The sequence below is a fragment of the Marinobacter alkalisoli genome (assembly GCF_045449855.1).
Classification (GTDB): domain Bacteria; phylum Pseudomonadota; class Gammaproteobacteria; order Pseudomonadales; family Oleiphilaceae; genus Marinobacter.
In genome coordinates, this window is record NZ_JBJJLC010000004.1 from 23,732 (window position 1) to 45,604 (window position 21,873).

21 protein-coding genes are annotated in these 21,873 nt (G+C 52.5%); 11 read left to right on the forward strand and 10 right to left on the reverse strand.

Annotated elements, in window-relative coordinates; translation table 11 throughout:
• Nucleotides 1-12: 12 nt before the first annotated feature.
• From egtD to ACJO5Y_RS01530, 7 genes are all read left to right on the forward strand, one after another.
• Nucleotides 13-933 (forward strand): L-histidine N(alpha)-methyltransferase, encoded by a 921-nt coding sequence (egtD, locus tag ACJO5Y_RS01500; protein WP_406984724.1) that lies wholly within the window; start codon nt 13-15, stop codon nt 931-933.
• 73 nt (nt 934-1,006) lie between these two features.
• On the forward strand, nt 1,007-2,032 hold the full coding sequence (locus ACJO5Y_RS01505; RefSeq protein ID WP_406984535.1) for a potassium channel family protein: 1,026 nt from the start codon (nt 1,007-1,009) through the stop codon (nt 2,030-2,032).
• A gap of 36 nt (nt 2,033-2,068) precedes the next feature.
• Nucleotides 2,069-2,299, forward strand: coding sequence for a ChaB family protein (locus ACJO5Y_RS01510; RefSeq protein WP_406984536.1), 231 nt, complete (start codon nt 2,069-2,071; stop codon nt 2,297-2,299).
• Between the two features lie 269 nt (nt 2,300-2,568).
• Entirely contained in the window at nt 2,569-3,045 is a 477-nt protein-coding gene (locus ACJO5Y_RS01515; RefSeq protein WP_406984537.1) for a hypothetical protein, read from the forward strand.
• 41 nt (nt 3,046-3,086) lie between these two features.
• Nucleotides 3,087-3,548, forward strand: a complete 462-nt coding sequence (locus tag ACJO5Y_RS01520) for a phage holin family protein (RefSeq protein ID WP_406984538.1) — start codon at nt 3,087-3,089, stop codon at nt 3,546-3,548.
• Nucleotides 3,545-4,483 carry a hypothetical protein gene (locus ACJO5Y_RS01525; RefSeq protein ID WP_406984540.1) on the forward strand — a complete coding sequence of 313 codons (939 nt, stop codon included), beginning with the start codon at nt 3,545-3,547 and terminating at the stop codon, nt 4,481-4,483. The genes ACJO5Y_RS01520 and ACJO5Y_RS01525 overlap by 4 nt, the downstream gene beginning before the upstream one ends.
• 85 nt (nt 4,484-4,568) lie before the next feature.
• Nucleotides 4,569-5,114, forward strand: coding sequence for a PRC-barrel domain-containing protein (locus ACJO5Y_RS01530; protein WP_406984542.1), 546 nt, complete (start codon nt 4,569-4,571; stop codon nt 5,112-5,114).
• A gap of 251 nt (nt 5,115-5,365) precedes the next feature.
• Here ACJO5Y_RS01530 and ACJO5Y_RS01535 read toward each other — a convergent pair whose 3' ends face one another.
• The 8 genes from ACJO5Y_RS01535 to tcuA form a co-directional block, all read right to left on the reverse strand.
• Nucleotides 5,366-6,229, reverse strand: coding sequence for a universal stress protein (locus tag ACJO5Y_RS01535; RefSeq protein WP_406984544.1), 864 nt, complete (start codon nt 6,227-6,229; stop codon nt 5,366-5,368).
• Between the two features lie 42 nt (nt 6,230-6,271).
• Nucleotides 6,272-8,278, reverse strand: coding sequence for a tripartite tricarboxylate transporter permease (locus ACJO5Y_RS01540; protein WP_406984546.1), 2,007 nt, complete (start codon nt 8,276-8,278; stop codon nt 6,272-6,274).
• A gap of 78 nt (nt 8,279-8,356) precedes the next feature.
• Nucleotides 8,357-9,469 (reverse strand): Bug family tripartite tricarboxylate transporter substrate binding protein, encoded by a 1,113-nt coding sequence (locus ACJO5Y_RS01545; protein WP_406984548.1) that lies wholly within the window; start codon nt 9,467-9,469, stop codon nt 8,357-8,359.
• Between the two features lie 162 nt (nt 9,470-9,631).
• Entirely contained in the window at nt 9,632-10,741 is a 1,110-nt protein-coding gene (locus tag ACJO5Y_RS01550; RefSeq protein WP_406984550.1) for a 4-oxalomesaconate tautomerase, read from the reverse strand.
• A gap of 487 nt (nt 10,742-11,228) precedes the next feature.
• The gene (locus ACJO5Y_RS01555; protein WP_406984552.1) at nt 11,229-12,545 is read right to left on the reverse strand and encodes an OprD family outer membrane porin; all 1,317 of its coding nucleotides are present in this window, start codon (nt 12,543-12,545) and stop codon (nt 11,229-11,231) included.
• 107 nt (nt 12,546-12,652) lie between these two features.
• Complete coding sequence (locus tag ACJO5Y_RS01560; RefSeq protein ID WP_406984553.1) at nt 12,653-13,306, reverse strand: GntR family transcriptional regulator; 654 nt, start codon at nt 13,304-13,306, stop codon at nt 12,653-12,655.
• Nucleotides 13,307-13,321: 15 nt separating this feature from the next.
• Nucleotides 13,322-14,434 carry a tricarballylate utilization 4Fe-4S protein TcuB gene (tcuB, locus tag ACJO5Y_RS01565; protein WP_406984555.1) on the reverse strand — a complete coding sequence of 371 codons (1,113 nt, stop codon included), beginning with the start codon at nt 14,432-14,434 and terminating at the stop codon, nt 13,322-13,324.
• Nucleotides 14,421-15,815, reverse strand: coding sequence for an FAD-dependent tricarballylate dehydrogenase TcuA (gene tcuA, locus ACJO5Y_RS01570; RefSeq protein WP_406984557.1), 1,395 nt, complete (start codon nt 15,813-15,815; stop codon nt 14,421-14,423). Before tcuA ends, tcuB begins: the two co-directional genes overlap by 14 nt.
• A 220-nt stretch (nt 15,816-16,035) precedes the next feature.
• Between tcuA and ACJO5Y_RS01575 the strand changes: the two genes are divergently transcribed.
• Genes ACJO5Y_RS01575 through ACJO5Y_RS01585 form a run of 3 tightly spaced genes read left to right on the forward strand, consistent with a single transcriptional unit; the run spans nt 16,036 to nt 19,176 of the window.
• Nucleotides 16,036-16,707, forward strand: a complete 672-nt coding sequence (locus tag ACJO5Y_RS01575; RefSeq protein ID WP_406984559.1) for a response regulator transcription factor — start codon at nt 16,036-16,038, stop codon at nt 16,705-16,707.
• Nucleotides 16,700-18,118: a sensor histidine kinase gene (locus ACJO5Y_RS01580; protein WP_406984561.1), complete on the forward strand. Its 1,419-nt coding sequence runs from the start codon at nt 16,700-16,702 to the stop codon at nt 18,116-18,118. Before ACJO5Y_RS01575 ends, ACJO5Y_RS01580 begins: the two co-directional genes overlap by 8 nt.
• Nucleotides 18,115-19,176 carry an ABC transporter substrate-binding protein gene (locus ACJO5Y_RS01585; protein WP_406984563.1) on the forward strand — a complete coding sequence of 354 codons (1,062 nt, stop codon included), beginning with the start codon at nt 18,115-18,117 and terminating at the stop codon, nt 19,174-19,176. The genes ACJO5Y_RS01580 and ACJO5Y_RS01585 overlap by 4 nt, the downstream gene beginning before the upstream one ends.
• On the opposite strand, the gene ACJO5Y_RS01590 is transcribed toward ACJO5Y_RS01585, so the two are convergent.
• Nucleotides 19,173-20,060 carry a LysR family transcriptional regulator gene (locus ACJO5Y_RS01590; RefSeq protein WP_406984565.1) on the reverse strand — a complete coding sequence of 296 codons (888 nt, stop codon included), beginning with the start codon at nt 20,058-20,060 and terminating at the stop codon, nt 19,173-19,175. The genes ACJO5Y_RS01585 and ACJO5Y_RS01590 overlap by 4 nt on opposite strands.
• Before the next feature lie 115 nt (nt 20,061-20,175).
• On the opposite strand from ACJO5Y_RS01590, the gene ACJO5Y_RS01595 reads away from it, so the two are divergent.
• The gene (locus tag ACJO5Y_RS01595) at nt 20,176-20,898 is read left to right on the forward strand and encodes a sulfite exporter TauE/SafE family protein (RefSeq protein ID WP_406984567.1); all 723 of its coding nucleotides are present in this window, start codon (nt 20,176-20,178) and stop codon (nt 20,896-20,898) included.
• Nucleotides 20,899-20,977: 79 nt separating this feature from the next.
• Here the strand turns inward: ACJO5Y_RS01595 and ACJO5Y_RS01600 are convergent, their stop codons facing one another.
• Nucleotides 20,978-21,862: a LysR family transcriptional regulator gene (locus ACJO5Y_RS01600; RefSeq protein WP_406984569.1), complete on the reverse strand. Its 885-nt coding sequence runs from the start codon at nt 21,860-21,862 to the stop codon at nt 20,978-20,980.
• Nucleotides 21,863-21,873 lie beyond the last annotated feature (11 nt).

The following is a 21,873-nucleotide window of genomic DNA, read 5'->3' on the forward strand; positions in this document are numbered from 1 at the left end:
AACTTCTCCACAATGGCGGAAGAAGTGCTCGCGGGACTGACCTCGAAGCCGAAGTACTGCTCCCCAAAATATCTTTATGATCAAAAAGGTTCAGAGCTTTTCGAGAAAATATGTGAACTTCCGGAGTATTATCCCACCCGCACCGAGGAAACTATTCTGGGTCACGCAATGTCCGAGATCGCGGCCTTGGCTGGCGAGGACGCAACCCTGGTGGAGTTCGGCAGCGGTGCAAGTCGCAAAGTGCGGCTGCTACTGGAATCCCTCTCGGTACAGCGTTACCTGGGTATCGACATATCCAGGGAGTTCCTGATCGACAGCACCCGACGTCTGGCGGCAGATTATCCCTGGCTGGAAGTCCACGCCGCCTGTGCCGACTTTACCCGGGGCGTAGCCCTGCCAGAGGCGATCGATCCCAATCGATTGGTGGGTTTCTTTCCCGGATCGAGTATCGGCAACTTTACCCCGGCAGCGGCAGAGGGCTTCCTCAACAGCCTGCATCGACTGCTGCCGCCGGGCAGTGGGCTGTTAATCGGCGTTGACCTGGTGAAGGACCATAAGACACTGGAAGCTGCCTACAACGACGCAGACGGCATTACCGCCGAGTTCAACCTGAACCTGCTGGACCGCTTTCAGCGGGAACTGGGGTTTGCCTTCCATCGGGAACGGTTCCGTCACCGGGCCTTCTTCAACGCAGAAGAATCACGGATCGAAATGCACCTGGACAGCCGGATCGCTCAGGTTCTGCAGTTGAAGGGTCAGACCATCCGTTTCCGCGAGGGCGAATCGATCCACACGGAGAACTCCTACAAATACTCGGTGCCGGGATTTCAGAGGCTGGCCGCGCGTGCCGGCTTCGCGAGCCGCGGGGCGTGGATTGATGAACAGGCGCTGTTCAGCGTGCATTACCTGACGGCATGCCCTGACCATATATGACGATTTCCCGGAACTGGCCTGACCAACTCAGGGGCCGGGCTATTAAAGTCGGTCCCGTCTTAGCGGAGGCAGGGTGAACACACAATTGCTGGTTGTGCCTGGGATTATCGTTCTCGTTATCGTGATGGTTGACGTTGCATGGACCACCCTTACTACGCAGGGGAGCGGACCAATTACCAGACTGATCACCATCGCCGTCGAGTGGGCCTCGGCAAAGGCCCATGCTGTGTTTGGTAATCGTGCCGTACTGGTTGCCGCGGGGCCTATCGCAATTGTGGCAGTAGGGTCTGCGTGGCTGCTCTCCTTATGGGCCGGATGGCTGCTTATTTTCAGCGCCTTCCCGGACGGAGTGATTGAGGCACAAAGCGAACAAACAGCGGGTTTAGTGGATCGCATTTATTTTGTTGGCTTCACCTTGTCCACTCTGGGTATGGGTGATTTCAAGCCGGGCGGAGATGTAACACGTCTTTTAACGGCGCTGGCAGCGTTTAACGGGCTGGTCCTGGTCACCCTGATTATTACTTATGCGGTGCCGTTGGTTCAGGGTGCTGTTGCGCGGAGAAAGCTGGCGTTCTCGATTTCTTTATTGGGCAGTAGCCCTCAGGAAATGGTTTGGCGAGCCTGGCAGAACAAGAATACCCAAGGGTTTGAAAACGCGCTTGGGCAAGTTTCCTCGGACTTGATTCAGTGTTCTGAACAACGGTTGGCTTATCCGCTGCTTGATCTGTTTCATTGCAAGCAAAGCCGCTTCTCCCTTGGTGTTCAGTTGGGCCGCCTGGACGATGCACTCAGCCTGCTGACAGAGGGATTGCAACCAAACTACCGGTGGAATTCGTTTACGGTGGGAAATATTCGAGAAGTTGTCTCCCATTATCTGAACAGGTTTGAGAAAAGGAGCAACAACGGTCACTTAGACATGCCACCTTTGCCTGCCATTGGCCTCCTCAAAAGCAAGAATGTTCCACTGGCGGATAATCAGGATGATGCGTTCGATCATCTGAAAAACCGCCGGGTGCGTTTGCACAGGCTCGTTCGCCGGGAAGGTTGGAAATGGTCTGCAGTTGAAGCTGAAGACCAGGCAGACGAGCTCAGTCCGTGAAGACCAGGAAGTTCTATACCTTGGAGGATCGATCAAATGCCTTACAACAGTAATGCTGAGTTGCCGGACAACGTACGCAACAACCTGCCATCTCATGCCCAGGAAATTTACCGGAAGGCCTTTAATTCGGCCTGGGAGGAATACCGCAAGCCGGAAGATCGCCGCGGCGATTCAGACCGGGAGGAAACCGCTCACAAGGTGGCCTGGTCTGCAGTGAAAAAGGAGTATCACAAGGATGGCGAGAAATGGGTAAGGGATAAGTCCTGACACACCAGTCAAGTAAGCATCCGTAGAACACATCTCGAGACGGAGGCGCTTCAGCGTTAAGTGCCCCTAATTGTGTGGGCAACCGTACATACTCCGCTGTCACCAAGCGCTAGTCTTTTCTCATCGCTCGACTTTATTGCCAGCCAGAATCTCACGACAGGAAAATTTCGCGTTCTTCCGCCTCTCAGCAAAGCAGGGCCTGTGAGGCGAGATATCCCGTGTAGTGGCACGGGAGATGCCCTGTGCCCTTGCGTCTCAGGAGAAATGCCATGGAACCAAACGATCCGAATACACATCAGGGAAGAGGTGCGCAACAGGCGGGCGCACCTAGTAGTGAAGACAGTTTCAACCCGGGCAGTAAAACCGATTCCACTGCAGGCAGTGCAAGTGAGCTTGGTAGTGAAGCTAGAAAAGCCGCTCAGGCCAAGGCTGAGGAAGGCGCTGATACCGCTAAAAGGAATTTTTCCAGTACTGCCAGTCACGGCGCTGAAGCGTTGGGCCGCGCAGCGGACAGTCTCCGGGACCAGGGTGAAGAAACACTGGCTCAGGCAACTACCTCTATTGCGTCCGGGCTATCTGAATATGCCGAACGCCTTGAAAAACGCACTGCCGAGGATTTGATCCAGGATCTGGTGCGCCTGGCCCGCCAGAATCCGACGCTCTTTGTGCTTGGCAGTGTAGGTATTGGGCTCGCTTTGAGCAGGTTCCTCAAAGCCTCCTCAAGATTGTCTGATGGACACAGCTAAGCAAACGAGTGCACTCATACAAGGGAATTCAGGAGGTTATCATGGCTGATACCGATGCCGCTCAGAATGAAAATTTCGATCTTTCCGGTGCGAATCGTGACAGTCAATCTGCCACTCAGCCCGAGGAAAAAGCGCGTTTTTACGACCTGGTTCGACATCTGATCGACGATCTTGCGCTTCTTTTCCGCAAGGAGCTGGCTCTGGCTGGCTCGGAAGTTTCCCAATCACTTAACGATACCAAAAAAGGCGTCTCCGGCCTGATCAGCGGAGTGGTGGTATTGAATTCCGGTTATCTGTTCTTGCTTGCTGCCGCGACTTTGGGGCTCGGGCAGGTTATGGAGCTTTGGTTGGCCGCCCTGATTGTTGGTGGTGTGGTGACGATTATAGGGCTGATCATGGTAACAGCGGGCAAGAAGAAGCTGGAACCGTCCAGTTTGAAACTGACGCGCACCATGGACAGCGTCCGGAAAGACAAGGAAACCGTTAAAGGACATGCGTTATGAATACAGCAAAAGAGCAATTCAAAAACGACCTGCAAAAGGATCCTGAAGATCTGGAGCGTGAGGCTGACAGTGTACGTGAAGATATCGAGGGTACAGTTGACGAGCTGATGCAGCAGTTTTCTCCCAGCGAACTGCTCAATCGGGGAATCTCCCTTTTGCAGAGCAAAGGTAATTATGACTTCCTTCGCAATCTCTCCAGACAGGTGGAAAATAATCCGATTCCAACAATCCTTGCGGGGGTAAGCCTGATCTGGCTGATGACCGCGTCGAAGCAGCCGTCGGTACATCGGGGAGATCGGGGAGATCGGGGAGAGAGTGTGACTGACACGATCGGAAAAAAAGCAGGTGCTACTCGCGAGAAGCTGTCTTCAGCAACCAGCAGCCTCCGCTCGTCTTCTCATGATGCCGCCGAGCGTACCCGGGAAGCTGGCCACCGAGTGGCCGCGGGTGCCAGTGATGCCATGCACCGGGTAAGCGACGCCAGCCGACACACTGCCGAAAGCGCACGTAGTGGCCTCCGCAATGCGCGCGAAGGATATACCCAAATGTTACGTGACCAACCCTTGTTGGTTGGGGTTCTGGCAGTGGCAGCCGGCGCTGCCCTGGGAGCCCTCCTGCCACGGACCTCGGTGGAAGATCGCGTGATGGGAGAACTGAGCGACAGGGAAACAGACGCTTTCAAGGAGAAAGCAGAGGAAAAACTGCAAGAAGCGCAGGGAAAGGCTGCCCCGGAAAGCGCAGACGACAATGATGTGTCATCGGGCGGCGCGCCCTCACCGAAGGCTACAAACAAGCCTGAATCCGACTTCTCAGGCGGAGGGAACTCCCCGGCTGGAACAGACGCTAGCCAATCGGACCCCAAGCCACCCCAGCTGGATCCGACTTCAGCGGCAGCAGCTCGAGATTCCAGCAAGGCTCATCCTGGAACTGACTAGTGCCCATCCAGAAACTAACAACCAACTGATTTTCTTGTAGAAAATCTGAGAATAGATAAAAGTTCAGCAAATACAGGAGTTCACTATGATGCGCACACACTTGATTCGGGCAATGGGCATTTCCCTGGTCGCTGGATCCATGGCCTTCGGCCTGTCCGCCCACGCGGCCCAGGGACTTTATTCAGCGGATGACTTGATGGACGCAGACGTCCACGACAGCAGCGGTGAGGAGGTCGGCGAAGTGGAGAACATACTCATGGACGACAACATGTCCGTCCACGCACTGGTGATCAAGACCGGTGACGTGCTGGGTATGGGTGGCCGTGATGTAGTAGCCGAGCGCGGCACCTTTACTTTGCGAATGAAAGACGGCGGCAACAACGAGTTTGACGACCAGGATTACGAAGTCCATATGGAAGCGACCCAGGATGAAATCAAGGCGTTACCGGAATACGATGAAAGCTGGTGGAACCAGACCAGTGACGCTATGAGTCAGGCCTGGGAAAACACCAAGGAAACCAGCCGCAGCGCCTGGGAGGACACCAAGGAGGCCACCTCCTCCGCCTGGCAGAACATCAAGCAGGGTGTGAAGAGTATGTCTGATGACGCAGAGGACGAAGTTGAAAACTGATCCGTAAGGGGGAGTTTGGCTCCCCCGTTGTTCTCGTCTGTCCGGGGTTTGCGCTAGCCAGATTCTTTTGCTGCCTCTATTGCTTGCCCTTGGACGACCAAACAAAATACTAAATCCGCCTCACGATAGATCAGATACTTGGCTGCTCATTTCCACCCAAAGTGCTAAATTCGTTGTCCGACTCAATCAATCGGATTTCCCCCACTCTGGAGGGACCTGGTACGGGGGGCACGCTCCCTGCCATCAGCTTTTCAATGCATCATCCAGATCGGTATCTTTGCGTGACCAACCATATGTCGCGTCACCCCGCCAAAGATTTGCTCGTGAACCCTTCTGTGGGTATAGGCGCCCATAACGATAAGATCGGATCCAATAGAATCTGAAAGTTGCAGGAGGCTTTCACCCGCAGCGAGGCGATGGCTGTCAAAATGTTTGCCAACGGCTTCTACGCCGTGATGTGCCAGGTATTGAGTGAGTTGGTCAATGCCGGGTTTGCGAACGGCAGAGCGATTACTACATCCAACGATAACTTCCTTCGCTTGTTTCAGTGCTGGAAGCGCGCTCGTCACAGCGCGCGCACTTTCAGTACTACCATTCCAGGCAATCAGAACTCGATCGGTGCAAAAAGTCGTCAAGGTACGAGGTACTAAAAGCACGGGTTTTCCGCTGTGCATGATTGCGGCTTCGAAGGTCGATGTTGGGTTTCCGGATTTGGGCTGGGGGACGATAATCAGATCACTGACTTTGCCCCGCTCGGCCACAAGCTCACTGCGTAGGCCATTGATCTCACGCCAGTAAGCTGTTGGGCCACGATGGGAGAACCGTTCACTATGAAGAATATGTTGTTGCTCGCATAGCGACAGGAATAATTGTTTCAGCTCGGAAGCTTCAGTAACCGAGTACTTTTGAGCCAACGTTTCCAGCTCACGCAGCAAATTCTGTGGCATGCGTCGTACGATGACCTCGTCAGGAATAAACTGGCGTGGATTCAGGGTTGCGTGAAGCACTTCCAGATGAGCATCGAAATGGGCTGCCACTGATAATGCGCTGAGCATTCGTTCTTTTTCCTGGCCGCTGCTGGACAGCGGCATAAGGAGCGATTTTGGTATGGACATGTTGTTCTCCAGATTCAGATCCGACGAATTTTGCAAAGGCTGTCAGCCAAGCGGCCAAGGTAATTCAACAGCGCTTTGTAGAAGTCCATGTGGCAGATCCAAAACGAGCATGTGCGCCAAGCTGGCCATGAAAACCACAATCGTGGAAGTTAGAACGGCGGTCCTCATCAGCGTGGTTCTGGCTTTGACAAGCAAGAAGGCAACAAAAAATCCGATGATGGATATCAGGAATCCGAGCAGGTAACAGCTAATCACCAATCCTGTAATCCAGTAGAGATAGTGGAAGAGGCTGGCGATACCCTGGTCACCTATGTGCCCCTCGATGACTTCTTTATCGTGGTTGACCGGATCTTCAACACGTCCTGTTGCCAGCTTGAAAAGTACGGCGCCACTTATTACCAGCATGACAGCGCATAGGGATGCAGTGAACACGCTACCAAGAAACGATTGCTGCAAAGAGTCGTAGAGTCCATAACCGAACGTAACGAACACTCCCGCAGCGAACAAAGCCTGTGGCAGTAAATTGGTAGCACGCACTGGTTGTGAGCTGGTGCGTTCTTGTCTTTCGTTCATGACCGCTTTGTTTTTCGAGTTCCCGGACGCATGGCGCGCGGCGAAGTAAATGGAGATCAGGGTAAGAGCCCCGATGACAAGCACGCCCGGCTTGGTCAGGAATTCCCACCCGTCGAACTGGACCGCTTGATAGAGGTAGGTTTCCATACCACTCGCCAGAACGAAGCCAATCAGGAAGGCAGGTCGCGGCCAATCGAATCGCTTCATCAGAACGCCGAGGGCTCCTATTCCTACCAGTGCCACCAGGTCATTCAGATCACGTGTCGCCTGAAATGCGGCGAAGCAAATAATAGTGATCATGAATGGTGCCATCAGGGCGTAAGGTATCGTCGTGATTCTCGCCACCCATTTCGAAAGGAGCAGGCAGGCACCGGCGCCAACCAGGTTCGCAAGAGCCAGGGACCATACGATAGTGTAGGTGATGTCGAGATTTGAGGTGACCATGGAGGGACCCGGCTCAATACCAATAAGCACCATCCCACCCAGGAACACGGCCATACTGCCCGACCCGGGGATACCGAATAGCAGCGTTGGGATTAACGCACCACCTTCCTTCGCATTGTTAGAGGATTCCGGCGCTATAACGCCGCGCACATCGCCATTTCCGAAGTTGTCCTTGTTCCTGGTGGTTTGCACCGCGTGACCGTATGAAATCCAGTCAACAACACTTCCTCCAAGGCCGGGAAGAGCACCAACGATACACCCCAGAACGGCACATCGTAACGCGAGCCATTTGTTTCTTATCAGGTCACGGACACCTGATAACCAACCCTTGCCCAGTTCGGAAGCCTCTGAGATGGCGCGATTTTGTCGTAACAAATCGACAATTTCCGGTAAAGCAAAAATACCGAGGCCAACAACCACCAGAGGAAGGCCATCCATCAGGTAAAAGTTACCGAAAGTCATCCGGTACTCGCCCGTCGCCGGTGCACTGCCAACACTCCCAAGAAGCAAACCAATTCCACAGGCTCCCAGCCCCTTAAGCAGGCTATTACCAGCCAGTACACCAACCATGCTCAAACCTAGCAACGTCAGCATGAATAATTCGGCTGAGCCAAACGCGAGAATCACTGGGCGGGCTATAAGAACAAAGCCTGTAAGGACGAGGGCGCCAAAAACCCCGCCAAAAAGTGAAGAAGAAAACGCTGCCGCCAATGCCCGGGCAGCCTCTCCACGCTTCGCCATCGGGAAGCCGTCAAGAACCGTTGCCTGTGAGCCGCTGGAGCCCGGTATCCCCATCAGTACGGATGTGAAGGTATCGGATGTCGGGATCACTGCGACCAGACCGATCAGCATTGCAAGAGCGGTGGTTGGCTCCATGCCATAAAGGAAAGGAAGAAGTAGCGAAAGGCCTGCTATCCCTCCTAACCCCGGGAAAATGCCAATAGCGAGCCCCAGTGCTACACCACCGGCAAGATACAACAAGTGGGCGCCGGTAGTAGCCGTTGCCAGAGCAGACAGGAATGCGTCAATCATGATTCCTTACCTCAAGGTTGCGTTCGCGAGGCGGACCTCTTGGAGCCCGCCCGTGAAAGACAATTGCTGGAGAGTCGTTCAGAACCGAACGTGATAACGGGTGCTGAGCCAATCGCGGACCCACGCACGCTCGGATTCGTCCATGTCCAGTGCAACCTGAAAGGCCTTGGCGGCTTTCGCCTGAACGGCTTGCGGGTAATTTCCCAGAACCGCTTCGGCACGGCTCTTAAACTTTTCAGAGGCCACAGTGTCCTCAACCGCCTTGGCCCATGCTTCAATCACTTCTGGGTTGGTATCGCGTGGTAGGAATATCCCTTTCTGAGCGGCAAAACCGGCCACAAAGAAAGCCTTCCAGACTTTGAAAGCGGTGCCTTCTGGCTTGGTACCGTGAATCATTTCGTAGACTTCGGCAAAGTGAGGAAGATCCGGAAAGGTGGGATCACGTTGCAGGTTGCCGTCGTCATCGAGAACTCCCCAGGACATGATTGGTACTGCTTTTCCTTCCTCAACCAGGGGGGCTACTTTCTGCAAATAAGCGGAGGTTGTCTGATAGTCAACATTTACCTCACCTCGCTCAAATGCCAGCCGGCCAGCGCCACGGCCCTTCATGCCGAAGATTGCGTGAACATCAATATCCAGAATCTCTAGAGCGAGAAGGGGAACAAGATCGAGAGATGTAGCGCCCTGGCTGGCATACTTGATCGACTTGTCGCGAAGCTTGACCAGGTCTTCTGCGGAATCGATTCCCAGTTCCGGGCTCACATAGAACACGCCGCCAGTGGGGGAGGCCAGTACGGGGGTCCAGTTTTTGTAGTCGTAGTTCACCCGGCGATCACCCAACAGAAAAGGAAACTGGGTTGAGCCAGAGGTACCCAGAACCTCAAGACCGGTTGCTTCGGCGCGGCGATCGAAATAGTTGGCACCCTTTGTGGAACCACCTCCGGGAATGTTCTTTACGACAACAGGAGGCCGACCTGGCAAATTCTCAGAGATCAACGGTGCAAAAAAACGGGCCCAGGTGTCGGAACCGCCGCCTTCTTTAAACGGAACAACCCATTCAACCCTTTCGTCAGCGAAGTTAACATTGGCTTGTACCGATGCTGCGGTGCCAAGGGTCAATGAAATGGCAGCAATGACAGTGATGCTTTTCATTGCTTTGATCCACGAACGTTGTTTTGTTGGTTGGTTCATAATGATCCTCTCTATTCTGTATTGCTTTGTTTTTGTCTTTGGTGCCGGCTACTGTCGAGAGTCATAACCGGACTTGCTTTCTAATGTAGGGAGTCAACCTGTCAGCAACCTGTCATCAAAAAGGCTTGTTGGCGTATTCGCTTGATTGCTTATGGGCGCTTGTTAACAGGCCTGGCTTCTCGAGTAGGACCAGATGTGAGAAGACACATAGAGATCACCTTGAAATAGCTTACGGGCGGTTCGAATCAGTCCGGCTCGCTGAATTTGAGGGCCGGTCGTCGTATAGTTAACTTCAAGTGCCAGATCGATCTTTCCGCTCGGGTGTTCAATCTGAATGACCTGTTTTTCTCCCTCCGGACGGACGACCAATTCGTCAGTAATAGAGCCGGGGAGGGCAACAGAGCTTGCGACACAGATGGCACCGGTCACCGCATGAGCGCCGTGACAGCTGTGGGGGACAAAATAACGGGAGGTAATGGTTCCGCCATGGCGCGGCCTGGACAAAAGAGCTACCTTTGGAATGACTTTGCCTGTTGCATCCCCAAGCCCCATTTTCCAGGATGCCTCCTGCCGGATCGCTTCGATTCGACGCAGTAATTCGGTATCACCATCAAGCTCTTCTTTGGACTCGTCACCTCGCTTGCCCAGCGATGACGCTGAAATGAGCACCATCGGCACGGCCGCATCGATGCAACTCACTTCTATGCCGTCAATGCGGTCTCTTAGCTTGCCGGTAGGCAACAGCTGTCCTGTCTTGCTTCCTGCGACGTTGAGGAAATTGAGCAGAATTGGCGCCGCGGTACCTTCGACCCCATCGATGGAAGCATCACCGTCATACTCGACGATTCCGTTGGGCGTCTTTACTACAGCCTCGATAAAGGAATTCGTGTTGATATTCCGTATGCGCACCAATGTTTCTTCAACATCGGCGGGTACCAGCCCCTTTTCTATGGCAAAAGGCCCGACCCCTGAGAGAATGTTTCCGCAGGATGGTGATGTATCAACGATAGATTCCTCAACAGAAACCTGGGCAAACAGAAAGTCGACATCTGCATCTGGGTGCTGTGATTGCGATACGATTGCTACTTTGCTTGTCAGGCTGGAACCGCCGCCAATACCATTGATCTGTAGAGCGTTCCCCGATCCCATTGCAGCAAGGATGACCCGCTCCTGGGTTGCTCTGTCGTCCGGTAGATCAATTGCCAGGAAATAAGGTCCTCGCGACGTACCTCCCCGCATCATGGTGCAGGGAATTGCAGTTTGATTGGGCATTATTTTTCTCCTGTTTGGAGTGGGCTTATCTCAGCCAGATGGGCTGAGCTTCGGAGCCTGGACGGAATAAAAAGACCGATAGCGACGCACCGTCTGGAACACCGCTACCGGCGAATGACAATCAGTTGGTACTCAATATCGCAACGTGTTCGAGCTCATCGGATTGTTCTGCCCCGTTCGAATCTGAGGCCGCTAACTGGATTTGGTTGGAATGGGGAATGACCGAGGGAACGAGCTTCGTAATTTCGGATGTGGACATTGTTTTTGTTACAAACATGGGTATCGCTCCTGACCGCTGTAGCTGTCTAATTGATCAGTTCAAGAGGAGGCGCATTAACGAGCGCGATAAGATCAATTTAATGCGCCAAACTGTCATCAACCTGTCACCAGTTGAGATGTGGAGGCTTTATTGAAATAAAGAGGAAGGAAATCCAATAAAAACAGTCAAACAGTGACTCTCCGGCCACTGTTTGAACGGGTGGGATAATTAAAAATTGAATGCGTAGGAATAATCCAGGTATACACGTATGTCTGTCTGGTCTGGTTTGACGCCGTCGATGCTGCCATCTTCGTCGGAAGTATAGTCATGCCAGATGGCTTTGAATTTGAGCCCTTTAATCCCCTGCACCTTGTAGCCGACAACGATTTCGCGCCAATCTTCATCAGCGCTACCCAGAGAGTCGTTTACCGAGTTTTCAGCATCCCATCCGTGGCCTGCCGCCACAGTGGTTTGCAGACCTGGAACGAAGTCTTTCCAGTCGTACTTGAGGGCTAACTTCGCTGCAGTTTCATTGGTGTTGGTGACATCTGGTCCAACGCGAGAACGCGTAGGGAACGGGTTGCTTCCGTGATCACCAGAAAAGTTATCTTCGATCCAGAGGTCGTCGAATTTCGACACAGCTGCCGTCAACTCTATGTTGTTAACTGCCCACTGCGCTTCAATATAGGCGCCTAGCCCATCGTTTTCGCTTTTGGTCACCCCGGCAACGCTGCCAGTTGCATCCTCATCATCCAGATCCCCGCCTTCAGCTCCGGTAACAAAGAGATCGCCGCTGTCGGAAGAGGTAAAGAGCCCGGCGGTCAGTTTCAGACTCGAACTGTCAAAACCTATCCTGTTACTGACTCTCAAACCAAGCTTGCTGAGATAATCTTTTGCGTTGAGGTATTCCACATCGGCGCGGAAAGATTCCAGGCTGTAGCCAAAGCCAACGACTGATACATAGTCAATGTCACCTTCAAGAGATTGGTCCGTGGCAAAACCTTCAAAGCTGTCGTTGGAACGTGGCGACCATTTGTCATAGACGGCGCCGTATAGGGAAAAGTTGTCGGTTATACGGAACTGAGTGTTTAAACCCTGGAAGGTATTTGGAACCGAGCGGCTTCCGGAGCTGCTTAGTAGCATTGACTTATGGGTTTGCCTGCCAAGTTTGATAGCAAGTTTGTCCAAGGGAGTAAGCGTTACAAATGCCTGTCCCAGTACTGCAAAACCCTGGTTTTCCCCATCCTTGACGGTCAATACGTCTTCCTTGATTAGCCCTCCGGAGTGAAGATCCTCGACAAAGTAGGGGGAGACCCCGAATCCGATCCAGTCGCCAAACGCTGGGGTGGTCCAGTCTGCAGTGATTGCAAACGCTGACTGGGTTCGATCTTTGTCGGGATCCTCGTACTCCCTATCGAAATGAACGAGTCGACTTTTGGTTTTTAACTGGTAAGTGTTGTCTGTGTCAGCCGCCATAGCCTGGCCTGCGGCCAAAGCTGTAATAATACCCGTGCCTATCCACTTGGTGGTTTTTGTTTTTAACATCAGGGTCCCCTTTTGAATTGGTGTTTTTGTTGCCGGAATCTGAATATTCCGGATAACACACCCTAAAGAAGGAACCTGTCATCAACCTGTCATCCGATGGCTTTGTCTCAACCAGCAATGGCGCATTTGTTAGGCTGCTCGTTGTCCAGACGAATGCGAGCTTTTTGCGCTGCTTGTATATGTTCTCTTGCAGCCCTCTCAGCGGCTGCACCATCGCGATTTTCAATGGCTTGAACGATAGCAGCGTGTTCTGTCAGCGCGATTTGAGGTCTGCTGTGCAACATGTACGTGGTTGGTCCGAGTAATGCCATGGCATCTCTCAAACTATTAAGGGATTTGAGCAGGTAGCGATTATGGGCAGCGAGGTAGATCGCGTTGTGAAATGCACGGTTTTTAATCGCCTGCTCCGCTGGATCGTGTTGTGCGCTATATTCCTGGTCCAGCAACTCGCGAAGGTTGTACACCTCCGCATCCGAACACTGTTGAGCAGCCAGACGCGCAGCGGTGCCCTCAAGCACCTCGCGCATCTGATAAAGCTCCATAATCGCCTGTAAATCCAGCCGGGCAACTATCATGCCCCTGCGCGGAGCGGTGCATATCAACCCCTCTGATTCGAGGCGCTTCAACGCTTCCCGAACGGGCGTCCGGCTTATTCCAAACCAACTGGCCAGTTCAGCCTCAAGAATACGCCCACCCGGTTTGAGGCTTCCCTGGGTAATGGCTTGCAACAACATTTGATAGGCATGCTCTGCACGGGACATGGTAGTGTTCCTTTCCTAACCGTTGGCTTTCATCTGTTCGTCCCTGACCAGCGCTGCCAGCCTGTAGAACCCATGCACCATTTTTGAAAACGGTATGAGTACAAAGAACGCAAGCACGGTACCCAAATGCAGAGCCAGCAGCTCTGGCAACCAGGCACTATTGGCTAAGGCGTATAGCAACAGCCCGGTGCTGCTTACACTGAATAGCAGAAGAATAAAGCCCATTTCTCCGCCCCAGACATGTTGAGCAGATAATTCCGGGTCTGCTTTCGTTTTCAGGTAAGCCAGGCCGAGAGTACCTATGCAGAGTAAAATGCCGCCACTTAAACCCAATAGCTTCGGAACAGAAAACAGGCTGTAGGGGGCAGGCAGGTCAAGCGCGTAATGCATGATCGTTCCAGCGCTGGTCGCTGCGAAGCAAAGTAAAAAACCATACATTGTTGCCTGGTGATAAAGTCGGCGTTTATGTGAAAAGCGATCTTCATCTTCAAAATTGCAACCATCACCATGGCCCGCAGCGAGATTTTTCATAGTTGAAACCGCACCCATGGCTGCGTGAAGGTGCCTGAACGTAATTCTGCTACCACCAATGCTTCGCCAGTATCGACGAAGTCCGACAGCCACGGAGATCAGTGGCAAAATAAACGCCGGAAGGAACAGTGCCACCATGACGTTATGCGGCAGTACGGCATAGAAACCCGCTCCATCACCACCCGACTGCCATTGCGCAAGCCAGAGTAGAAGAGCGAAAGCCAGCGAGGTGATCACTGCGATTGCTGCTCCACTGCGGTGAAACAGGCGAGCCAGCCATTTAGGCGATGCGTTTTCCTGCCAGACCTGTTGGCGTACTTCTGCAAGGGCCGCCGGGACATTTATTGCAAACTCGTGAGGTGCCGTGTACTGACACGCATAGTGACAAGCACGGCAGTTGTGGCAAAGGTTCGCCAGCTGCTGGAGCTCGCCATCTTCAAGTTCACGTTGCCGATGTAGGGCAGGGAAGACTGAGCAATAGCTTTCGCAGTATCGGCAGGCGTTGCATATCTGAAACTGGCGACGTGCTTCTTCAAGGGCCTGGTTTTGTATAGGTTCGTCATTCGTCTGAATATTAACTACTTCAATTGGTTGCATAACGTGCTGCCTCCTCGCCGGCAATACGGCCGAATACGGTTCCGATGGTCATACCAAAACCAGCCAGGTAACCTTCGCCCAGAATGGATCCGGCCATGATCTCGCCCGCAGCCCAAAGGTTGTCGAGCGGACCCTGTTTGGTTTGAACTTTCGCGTTTTCATCCACTTTCAAACCGAGGTAGGTGAAAGTGACTCCGGTACGCAGGCTATACCCGTAGTAGGGTGGGCTATCGAGAGGGCGTGCCCAGTTGGTTTTCGCAGGTGTAAGGCCTTCCGTTGAGAGGCCGTCCAGTTCAGTAGGATGGAAGTCCCCGCCAACACAGGCGTTGTTGAATTCGTCAACCGTTTCCCGCAATGCAGTAGGATCCAAATCCATCTTCAAGGCGAGCTCTTCTATACTCTCGGCTTTCAGCGGAGGAAATACCGAGGGCATGAAAAGGTTGATGGATTTACTATCAATGATCACATAACCAACCTGATTCGGCTGTGCCGCTACGAGCCGCCCCCAAATGGCGTAGCGCTTTGGCCAGACGTCTTCCCCTTCGTCGTAAAAACGCTCTGCCTTTTCATTGACAACAATAGAGAAGGGCACACAGTCGAGACGGGTAACTATTCCACCATCGAACTTGGGCGCGCGACCGTCGATGGCCACAGCGTGGCATTGGGTTGGGTCGCCAACCTGCTCAGTCCCCTGATCGAGCAAATCACGCAACACAACGCCACGGTTGTATGGTGTGCCACGTATGAGGAAATTCTGGGCCGCAGGCCCCCAGGCGCGGGCGAGCCAGTCAAGATCAGCCTGAAATCCGCCGGAGGCCACAACGACAGCTTTTGGAGTAAGGCGCTCACGGCAACCGTTGTATGTGAATTCGACCGAGACAATAACGTTGTCCTGGCGCTCCAGATGAGTTACTTCAGCTTCGTAAAGAACATCAACCCCAAGGTTCTCGGCTACCCGATAGTACGCATTGACCAGCGATTTACCGCCACCCATAAAGAACGCATTTGTCCGTGACAGTGACAGGGTGCCGGACAAAGAGGGCTGAAAGTGAACCCCGTGTTCCTGCATCCATCGATAGCTCTTTTCAGTACCTCTTATCGCCAGCCGCGCCAACGTTTCATCGGTTTTACCTTTTGTGACCTTGAGTAAATCCTGAAAGTACTCTTCTTCGTCATACCGTCCTGTCAGAACCTCCATTGGCGTGTTGTGCATACAGCGAAAGTTACGGGTGTGGCGCGAATTGCCTCCTCGGTAGGTTTTGGGGGCACCCTCCAGTATCAGCACTCGTGCACCATGCTCCGCAGCAGTTATTGCGGCGCACAGTGCTGCATTGCCGCCACCGACGACCACCAAGTCATAATTCTTGTTGATGACTGACATGGTTTGTTTAACTCCTGTTTGTATACAAATGAATACACAGGAGCTAACGCTAACCGGTGAACCTGTCACCAGCCTGTCACAACACGAAAGACCTCTACGCTTTATAACGGGTACAGATTTTGTTCCTGAATTGGCCGCATGTGCTGTTAGTATAATAATTGAGGCAGGAACTAAAGTTCTTATCAATTCATATAAAACAATAAGATAGAGTAAATTCTTAATGCGATTATTGATTGTTGAGGACGATGAGATCCTTGGAGAGGCTCTCCACCGGCACGCCACTAAACAAGGTCATGGCGTTGATCTGGTAACAACAGGGAATACTGCAAATGAAATACTGAAACACACGGCCTACGACCTTGTGGTTCTGGACCTTAACCTGCCCGGCCTGGGTGGTGACCGGGTACTGGAAAACCTGCGCAGCCGGAAGACCGATACGCCCGTACTGATACTCACCGCCCGCGACCAGATTCATGACCGGATACAGCTTCTTGATCTTGGGGCAGACGATTACCTTACAAAACCGTTCGATTTTGGTGAGCTCGAAGCAAGAATCCGCGCGTTGCTCAGGCGTAGTCAGGGCCAAGCCGACAATACAATCATTTACGGTAACCTTGTCCTGGATCGCAGCGCTTGTACAGTCACGGTTGATCAGCAACCAATCGACCTTAAACAGAGAGAGTTCCGTTTACTGGAGATTTTTCTCAGTCATCTTGGACGCGTGTTGAGCAAAGAGGAGTTGCTTGATCATCTTTATTGTTTCGATGACTCCCCCAGTCCTAATGCAATTGAAACCTATGTGGCGCGGCTCAGAAAAAAACTTCAGAGCAGCACCGTAGAGATTCGAACACTTCGCGGATTGGGTTATTTGTTGGACAGGGACAATGGCTGAGCCGCTTAGCTACTCGATCAAGCAGCAACTTGCAACGATGACGATTGTACTGCTGTTCATATTGGCAGCAGTGAGCTACTGGGGCGCAAACAAATATGCCCAAAGAGCGGCCCAGTTATCCTACGACCGCCTGCTCACCGGCGCCGCATTTCAAATAGCGGAGAACATAAGGCTGCAAGACGGGCGGGTCTTGGTAGACCTGCCACGATCAGCCTTTGATACCCTCGCTCTCGCACCTAAAGATCGTGTCTTTTACGCGGTCGATATTGTTGGTGGCAATCACTTGACTGGTTATGAAGGGCTGCCTGAATCAAACAATCAGGAAACAGCTCCCAGCGCAGAAAGTTCAGTGGGCCAGCTGCCGGTGAGTTTCTTCGAGGCCACCTACAGCGATGAGCCAGTCCGCTTTGTCACGGTCGAGCGTGTACTGAAGGATCTGGGAGTTGCCAAAACAGTACGGGTTAAAATTGGCCAGACTTTGCTTGCTCGCAATGAGCTAGCTGACGGTATTAGCTGGCGGGCCCTACAGGCGGCGGGTGGATTCATTGTGGTGGCTCTGGTGCTGATAATGTTTGGTATATGGCTGATTCTCCGGCCCCTGAATAAGTTAAATGTCGCATTAAGCAAACGGTCACCCGTCGATCTGAAACCCCTTACTTTGAACGTGCCACAGGAAATACGTCCACTTCTGCAGACCATCAATCATTTCATGTTGCAGCTGGCGTCGACGTTGGACGGACTGAAAAGGTATACCGGAGAAGCCGCCCACCAGATTCGTACACCCCTGGCGGGCCTGAAATCACAGGCCCAAAATGCGCTGGCAGAACATGATCCCGAATTGCGTCAGGAGCAGATCAATCGTGTGGTTGAGTGCACAGACATGCTTTCCACTACGGTCAGCCAACTGTTGAGTCGGGCTCAGTTGGCACACCGTTTACGAAGTGAGTTGTTTGGTGACGTAGCGTTGGACAGCCTGATAGAAGAGGTCTGTCGAGAGATAGCTGTATCCGCGCTGCATCGTGGAGTAGAGGTAGCATACCTGGGGAAAACCAAGGTTGTTGTATTGGGTGACGCGTTTTCCCTTAAACAGATGCTCCGGAATATTATTGAAAACGCCATTCAGTACAGCCCTGAAAATAGCGTAGTTGAAGTGGATCTCCTGAGCGGCGAGGGTTCCGACGGCCCCATGCTCAGAGTCAGCGACAATGGCCCGGGAATATCTGAAGATGAACGGGAGCATGTTTTTGAGCAGTTCTATCGCAGCCCGAATAATCCGCGATCAGGAAGCGGGTTGGGGTTGGCGATAGCACAAGAAGTTGCAGCTCACCATGATGCCCACCTGCAACTCAAGGACAACTTCCCTCAGGGGCTCACAGTGGAAATTCATTTCCTTGGGGAAGCAAATCGATGAAGTGTCATAGACAGTTGGTGCTGCTATTAGCTCTTTGGGCCAGCCCGGTGGTTTCTGAAGACGTCTACCAATTACCGGCCATCGATCATGAAACGTCCGTGTTGCAAATATATGGCGCTGCAGATTTTTTAGTCTTTTGGCCCGTGTTGGCGGAGTTCCAGAATCGCCACCCTCATGTTTCAATCCGCTATTCAGAGTTTAATACACGCGTTCTCTATAAGAGCTATCTGGAAAGATTGCCTCGAAGCCCGGATCTCATGTTGAGTTCCGCAATGGATCTTCAGGTCAAACTGGTCAATGACGGACATGCGAGGCCACACAGGTCGGATCAGACCCAGGCTTTACCAAGGTGGGCCAACTGGCGTAACGAGGTCTTTGGGTTTACATACGAACCGGCGGTAATCGCTATCCACAATAAATTTCTCCCTGAAGATCAGCAGCCGGCAACTCGTTCAGAACTGCTTGATCTTATTCGTCAGGAGAGCGATCGACTGATGGGTAGGATAGGAACCTTTGATATTGAAAACGTTGGCGTAGGGTATCTAACCTGGGCGCACGATCGTCAGCAATCGGGTAGTTATGGGCGATTGCTTGAGGCCTTTGGCACACATCGCGCCCGACGTTTCCCGAGCAGTTCTTCCATGTTGAGAAACGTCAACTCCGGGGAAATTCTCATTGCCTACAACGTTCTCGGGTCTTATGCCAAATCCTGGGCCGAACAGTACCCCAATGTTTCTGTGGTGATGCCTGACGACTATACAACCCTGGTTATGCGCTCCGCTTTTATACCGAAAAGAGCCCCGAACCCGAAGATCGCCGGTCTCTTTCTGGATTTCCTGCTCTCTGTTGATGGCCAGCAGGTGCTAGCTGATAAGGCCGACCTGTTTCCAATTCGTGAAGAGGTGACGGGCGAATTACCTGCTCATTCATTGAGTCAGCAGCCGGATACCCATTTCCAGCCAATTCCCTTAAGCCTGTCATTATTGATGTATGCCGATCAGGCGAAGCGAGGCTTAATACTTGAGGAGTGGGAAGCAGCAATGAAAACGTTCGACTAATGTTCCGTGCTTCTTTCTATCATCGTATTCCAAAACGCCTTGCCAAGTTCGCTCAGTGGATTCTGGCGCAGGCGAATCAAGTGAATTGGCACGTCGTTTCTCGATGTGAAGTTCTCTATTTCCAACGGCACCAGATCTCGACACCTTAGTTCAGCTTCAACCATATGGAGCGGGATTCGCGCCCAGCCCATTCCACTGAGAATCAAAGCCTTTTTTACCTGATAATCTTTTACAAACCAGCGGCGACCGCCGGGAAGGATGTTGATGTTGTCGAGTGGCGAAAGCGAACCGGTATCAGCGACCAATATATGCGGTCGGTTACGAAGTGCGGCCTGTTTGATGATCTCTCCTTCGTCGTGATTGATAAATTCGGGTGAGGCAACCGTCACCATGGTGACCTTTCCGAATTCAACGAAATCGTAGCGGCTGTCCAGCCCGATATCCGGGCCAATTGCGACATCGGCTTTTTCCAGATGGAGCAGTTCCAGAATCCCGGACAAATGTTCGGTGGAAATTGTTAGCTGTAAGTCAGGATAGCCATCGCAGAATGCTTTTATTTCATTCAGCCTGGGTGGCAACGCACACATTGCGCTCATTGATATCGAAAGAGTAGGGGGCGCACCTTTAGCCAGATGATGACCTAAAGACTCCAGTTTTGTTACTTGCTTCAACAACCGCCTGGCTTCCTGGTAGAAGGCTTTCCCCTCGGCAGTCAGGACAGGGCGGTACCCCTCTCTGGTGAACAAAAGAAACCCGAACTCGTCTTCCAGGGCCGCGACTGCTGCACTGATTGTTGGCTGAGTTTTATGAACGTGCGAAGCCGCCGAGCGGAAGCTTCCGTGTTCCACTACTGCGATAAATGCTTTGAGCTGATCGTTGGTCATGAAAGGTATTATCGATCATGTTGAAAGCAATTAATAGTTATCTTCTTTTCATTTGTCTGGCTAGCATAAAGTTCTCCCAAAGCTCATAACTTCAACCATCCACGAAGGAGGACTGGTGGAGAGCGCAACATTTATTTTGCTGGCAGCGGCATTCATCACCGGCTTTTCCAAGTTCTCCGTCGGTGGTATGGGCATGCTTATAGTGCCGATTCTGATGTTAGCGTACCCCGGACCAGAAGCACTGGGCATCCTGGTTCCTATTTATATACTCGCCGACCTTATAGCTGTTTCCATTTACCGGAAGTCCGTGAACTGGATGGTGCTACTTCGCTTGTTACCTTTGCAGATATTCGGGATGGGGGTAGGGGCGTGGTTCTTGGCAGGTATGAATGCGGATCAATTTGCGCTGTTAATCGGGTTAAGTATCGTGGGAATGCTGCTTCTTGGCATTTGGCTGGACCATCATGAAGCAACATTTATGAGGCATCCATTCACTGCAAAGGTTATTGGCTTGGTTACCGGCGTCATTAGCATGACAGCCAGCGCAGCCGGGCCCATGCTCAGCCTGTATATGATGGAACAGCGATTAGAAAAGGAATCCTATGTGAGCGCCCGGGCGTGGCTGTTTCTGGTAATCGACCTGGCTAAGGTGCCGCTTCTATACAAACTGGGATTCCTGAACGCTGAAACCACATTGCTGGGGTTGCAGTCCATCCCGGCGATGCTGGTCGGTGGGTTCATTGGTTATCTACTGTTGAGGAAAATGCAGTTTCAACAGTTCAAATGGCTGATTCGAACGGTGGCCGCCATTGCTGCAGTTAAAATCTTCTTGTTTTAGAGAGGAATTTAGTCAGCTCCCAATCCCGTTTACTGGCAGGGAAGATTGGGATGAAGACGGTGTGTTTCTGCATGATTAACTACCGGATCAAGCCACCAAGACGCTGATCTTCCGCAAATGCGCTCGAAAGATATCGCATAACCAGTTTGATACGTTCAACGTGCCGCAGATCGGGATGGGTCAGTAGCCACAGATTTGATGTCTTCCCCGGCGGGAAAGCAAACAAGGCTTCCAGTTCCGGTCGCTGCTGGTCGTCCGGTAGGAGGGCCAGGCCATGACCGCTCTGGGCTAACCAGGACATGGCCACCAGGTCGTCGCTGCGGGCAGCGATGCATTGCGCCAGTGTGCGCTCCAGCCAGACAAATGCCGGTAGTCCCTGCATGCTGCCACTAGCGCCGATCAGTAGATGGTGCTGCAAGTCGTCCAATCCTGCCGGGAAGCCATGTTTTTCCCGGTAGGTGGGGCTGCCATAAACACTCCAGCCGATGGAACACACTTGCCGGCCAACCAGATGTTCAGGCGGCACATCCGTTACCCTGACGGCGATATCTGCTTGTCGGCTGTTCATGTTGACTTCCAGATTGCTGACCAGCAATTCGACCGTGATCTCCGGATAATCCTGGTTTAAATCGGCCAGATAATTCGGCAGGTATCGATAGGCAAGGTTATTGGGTGCGGTAATCCGGACTTTACCTTTTGGCTGCACGTCGCGACCCGCAATTCGACGCTCCATATCGTTAAAGGCACCGTCAACGCGATTGGCGATGTCTTTCAATTCCTCGCCCAGGGGAGTTAGCGCGTAACCGCCAGGCAGGCGTTCAAACAGGCGGGCACCCAAATCTTTCTCGAAGGCGTTCAACCGCCGAAACACAGTTGAGTGGTTCACACCCAGTATTCGGGCTGCGCCAGCCAGGGAGCCACTTTGTTCGATGGCGAGAAAGACTTTGAGTGAATTCCAGTCCATTTGATATCCCC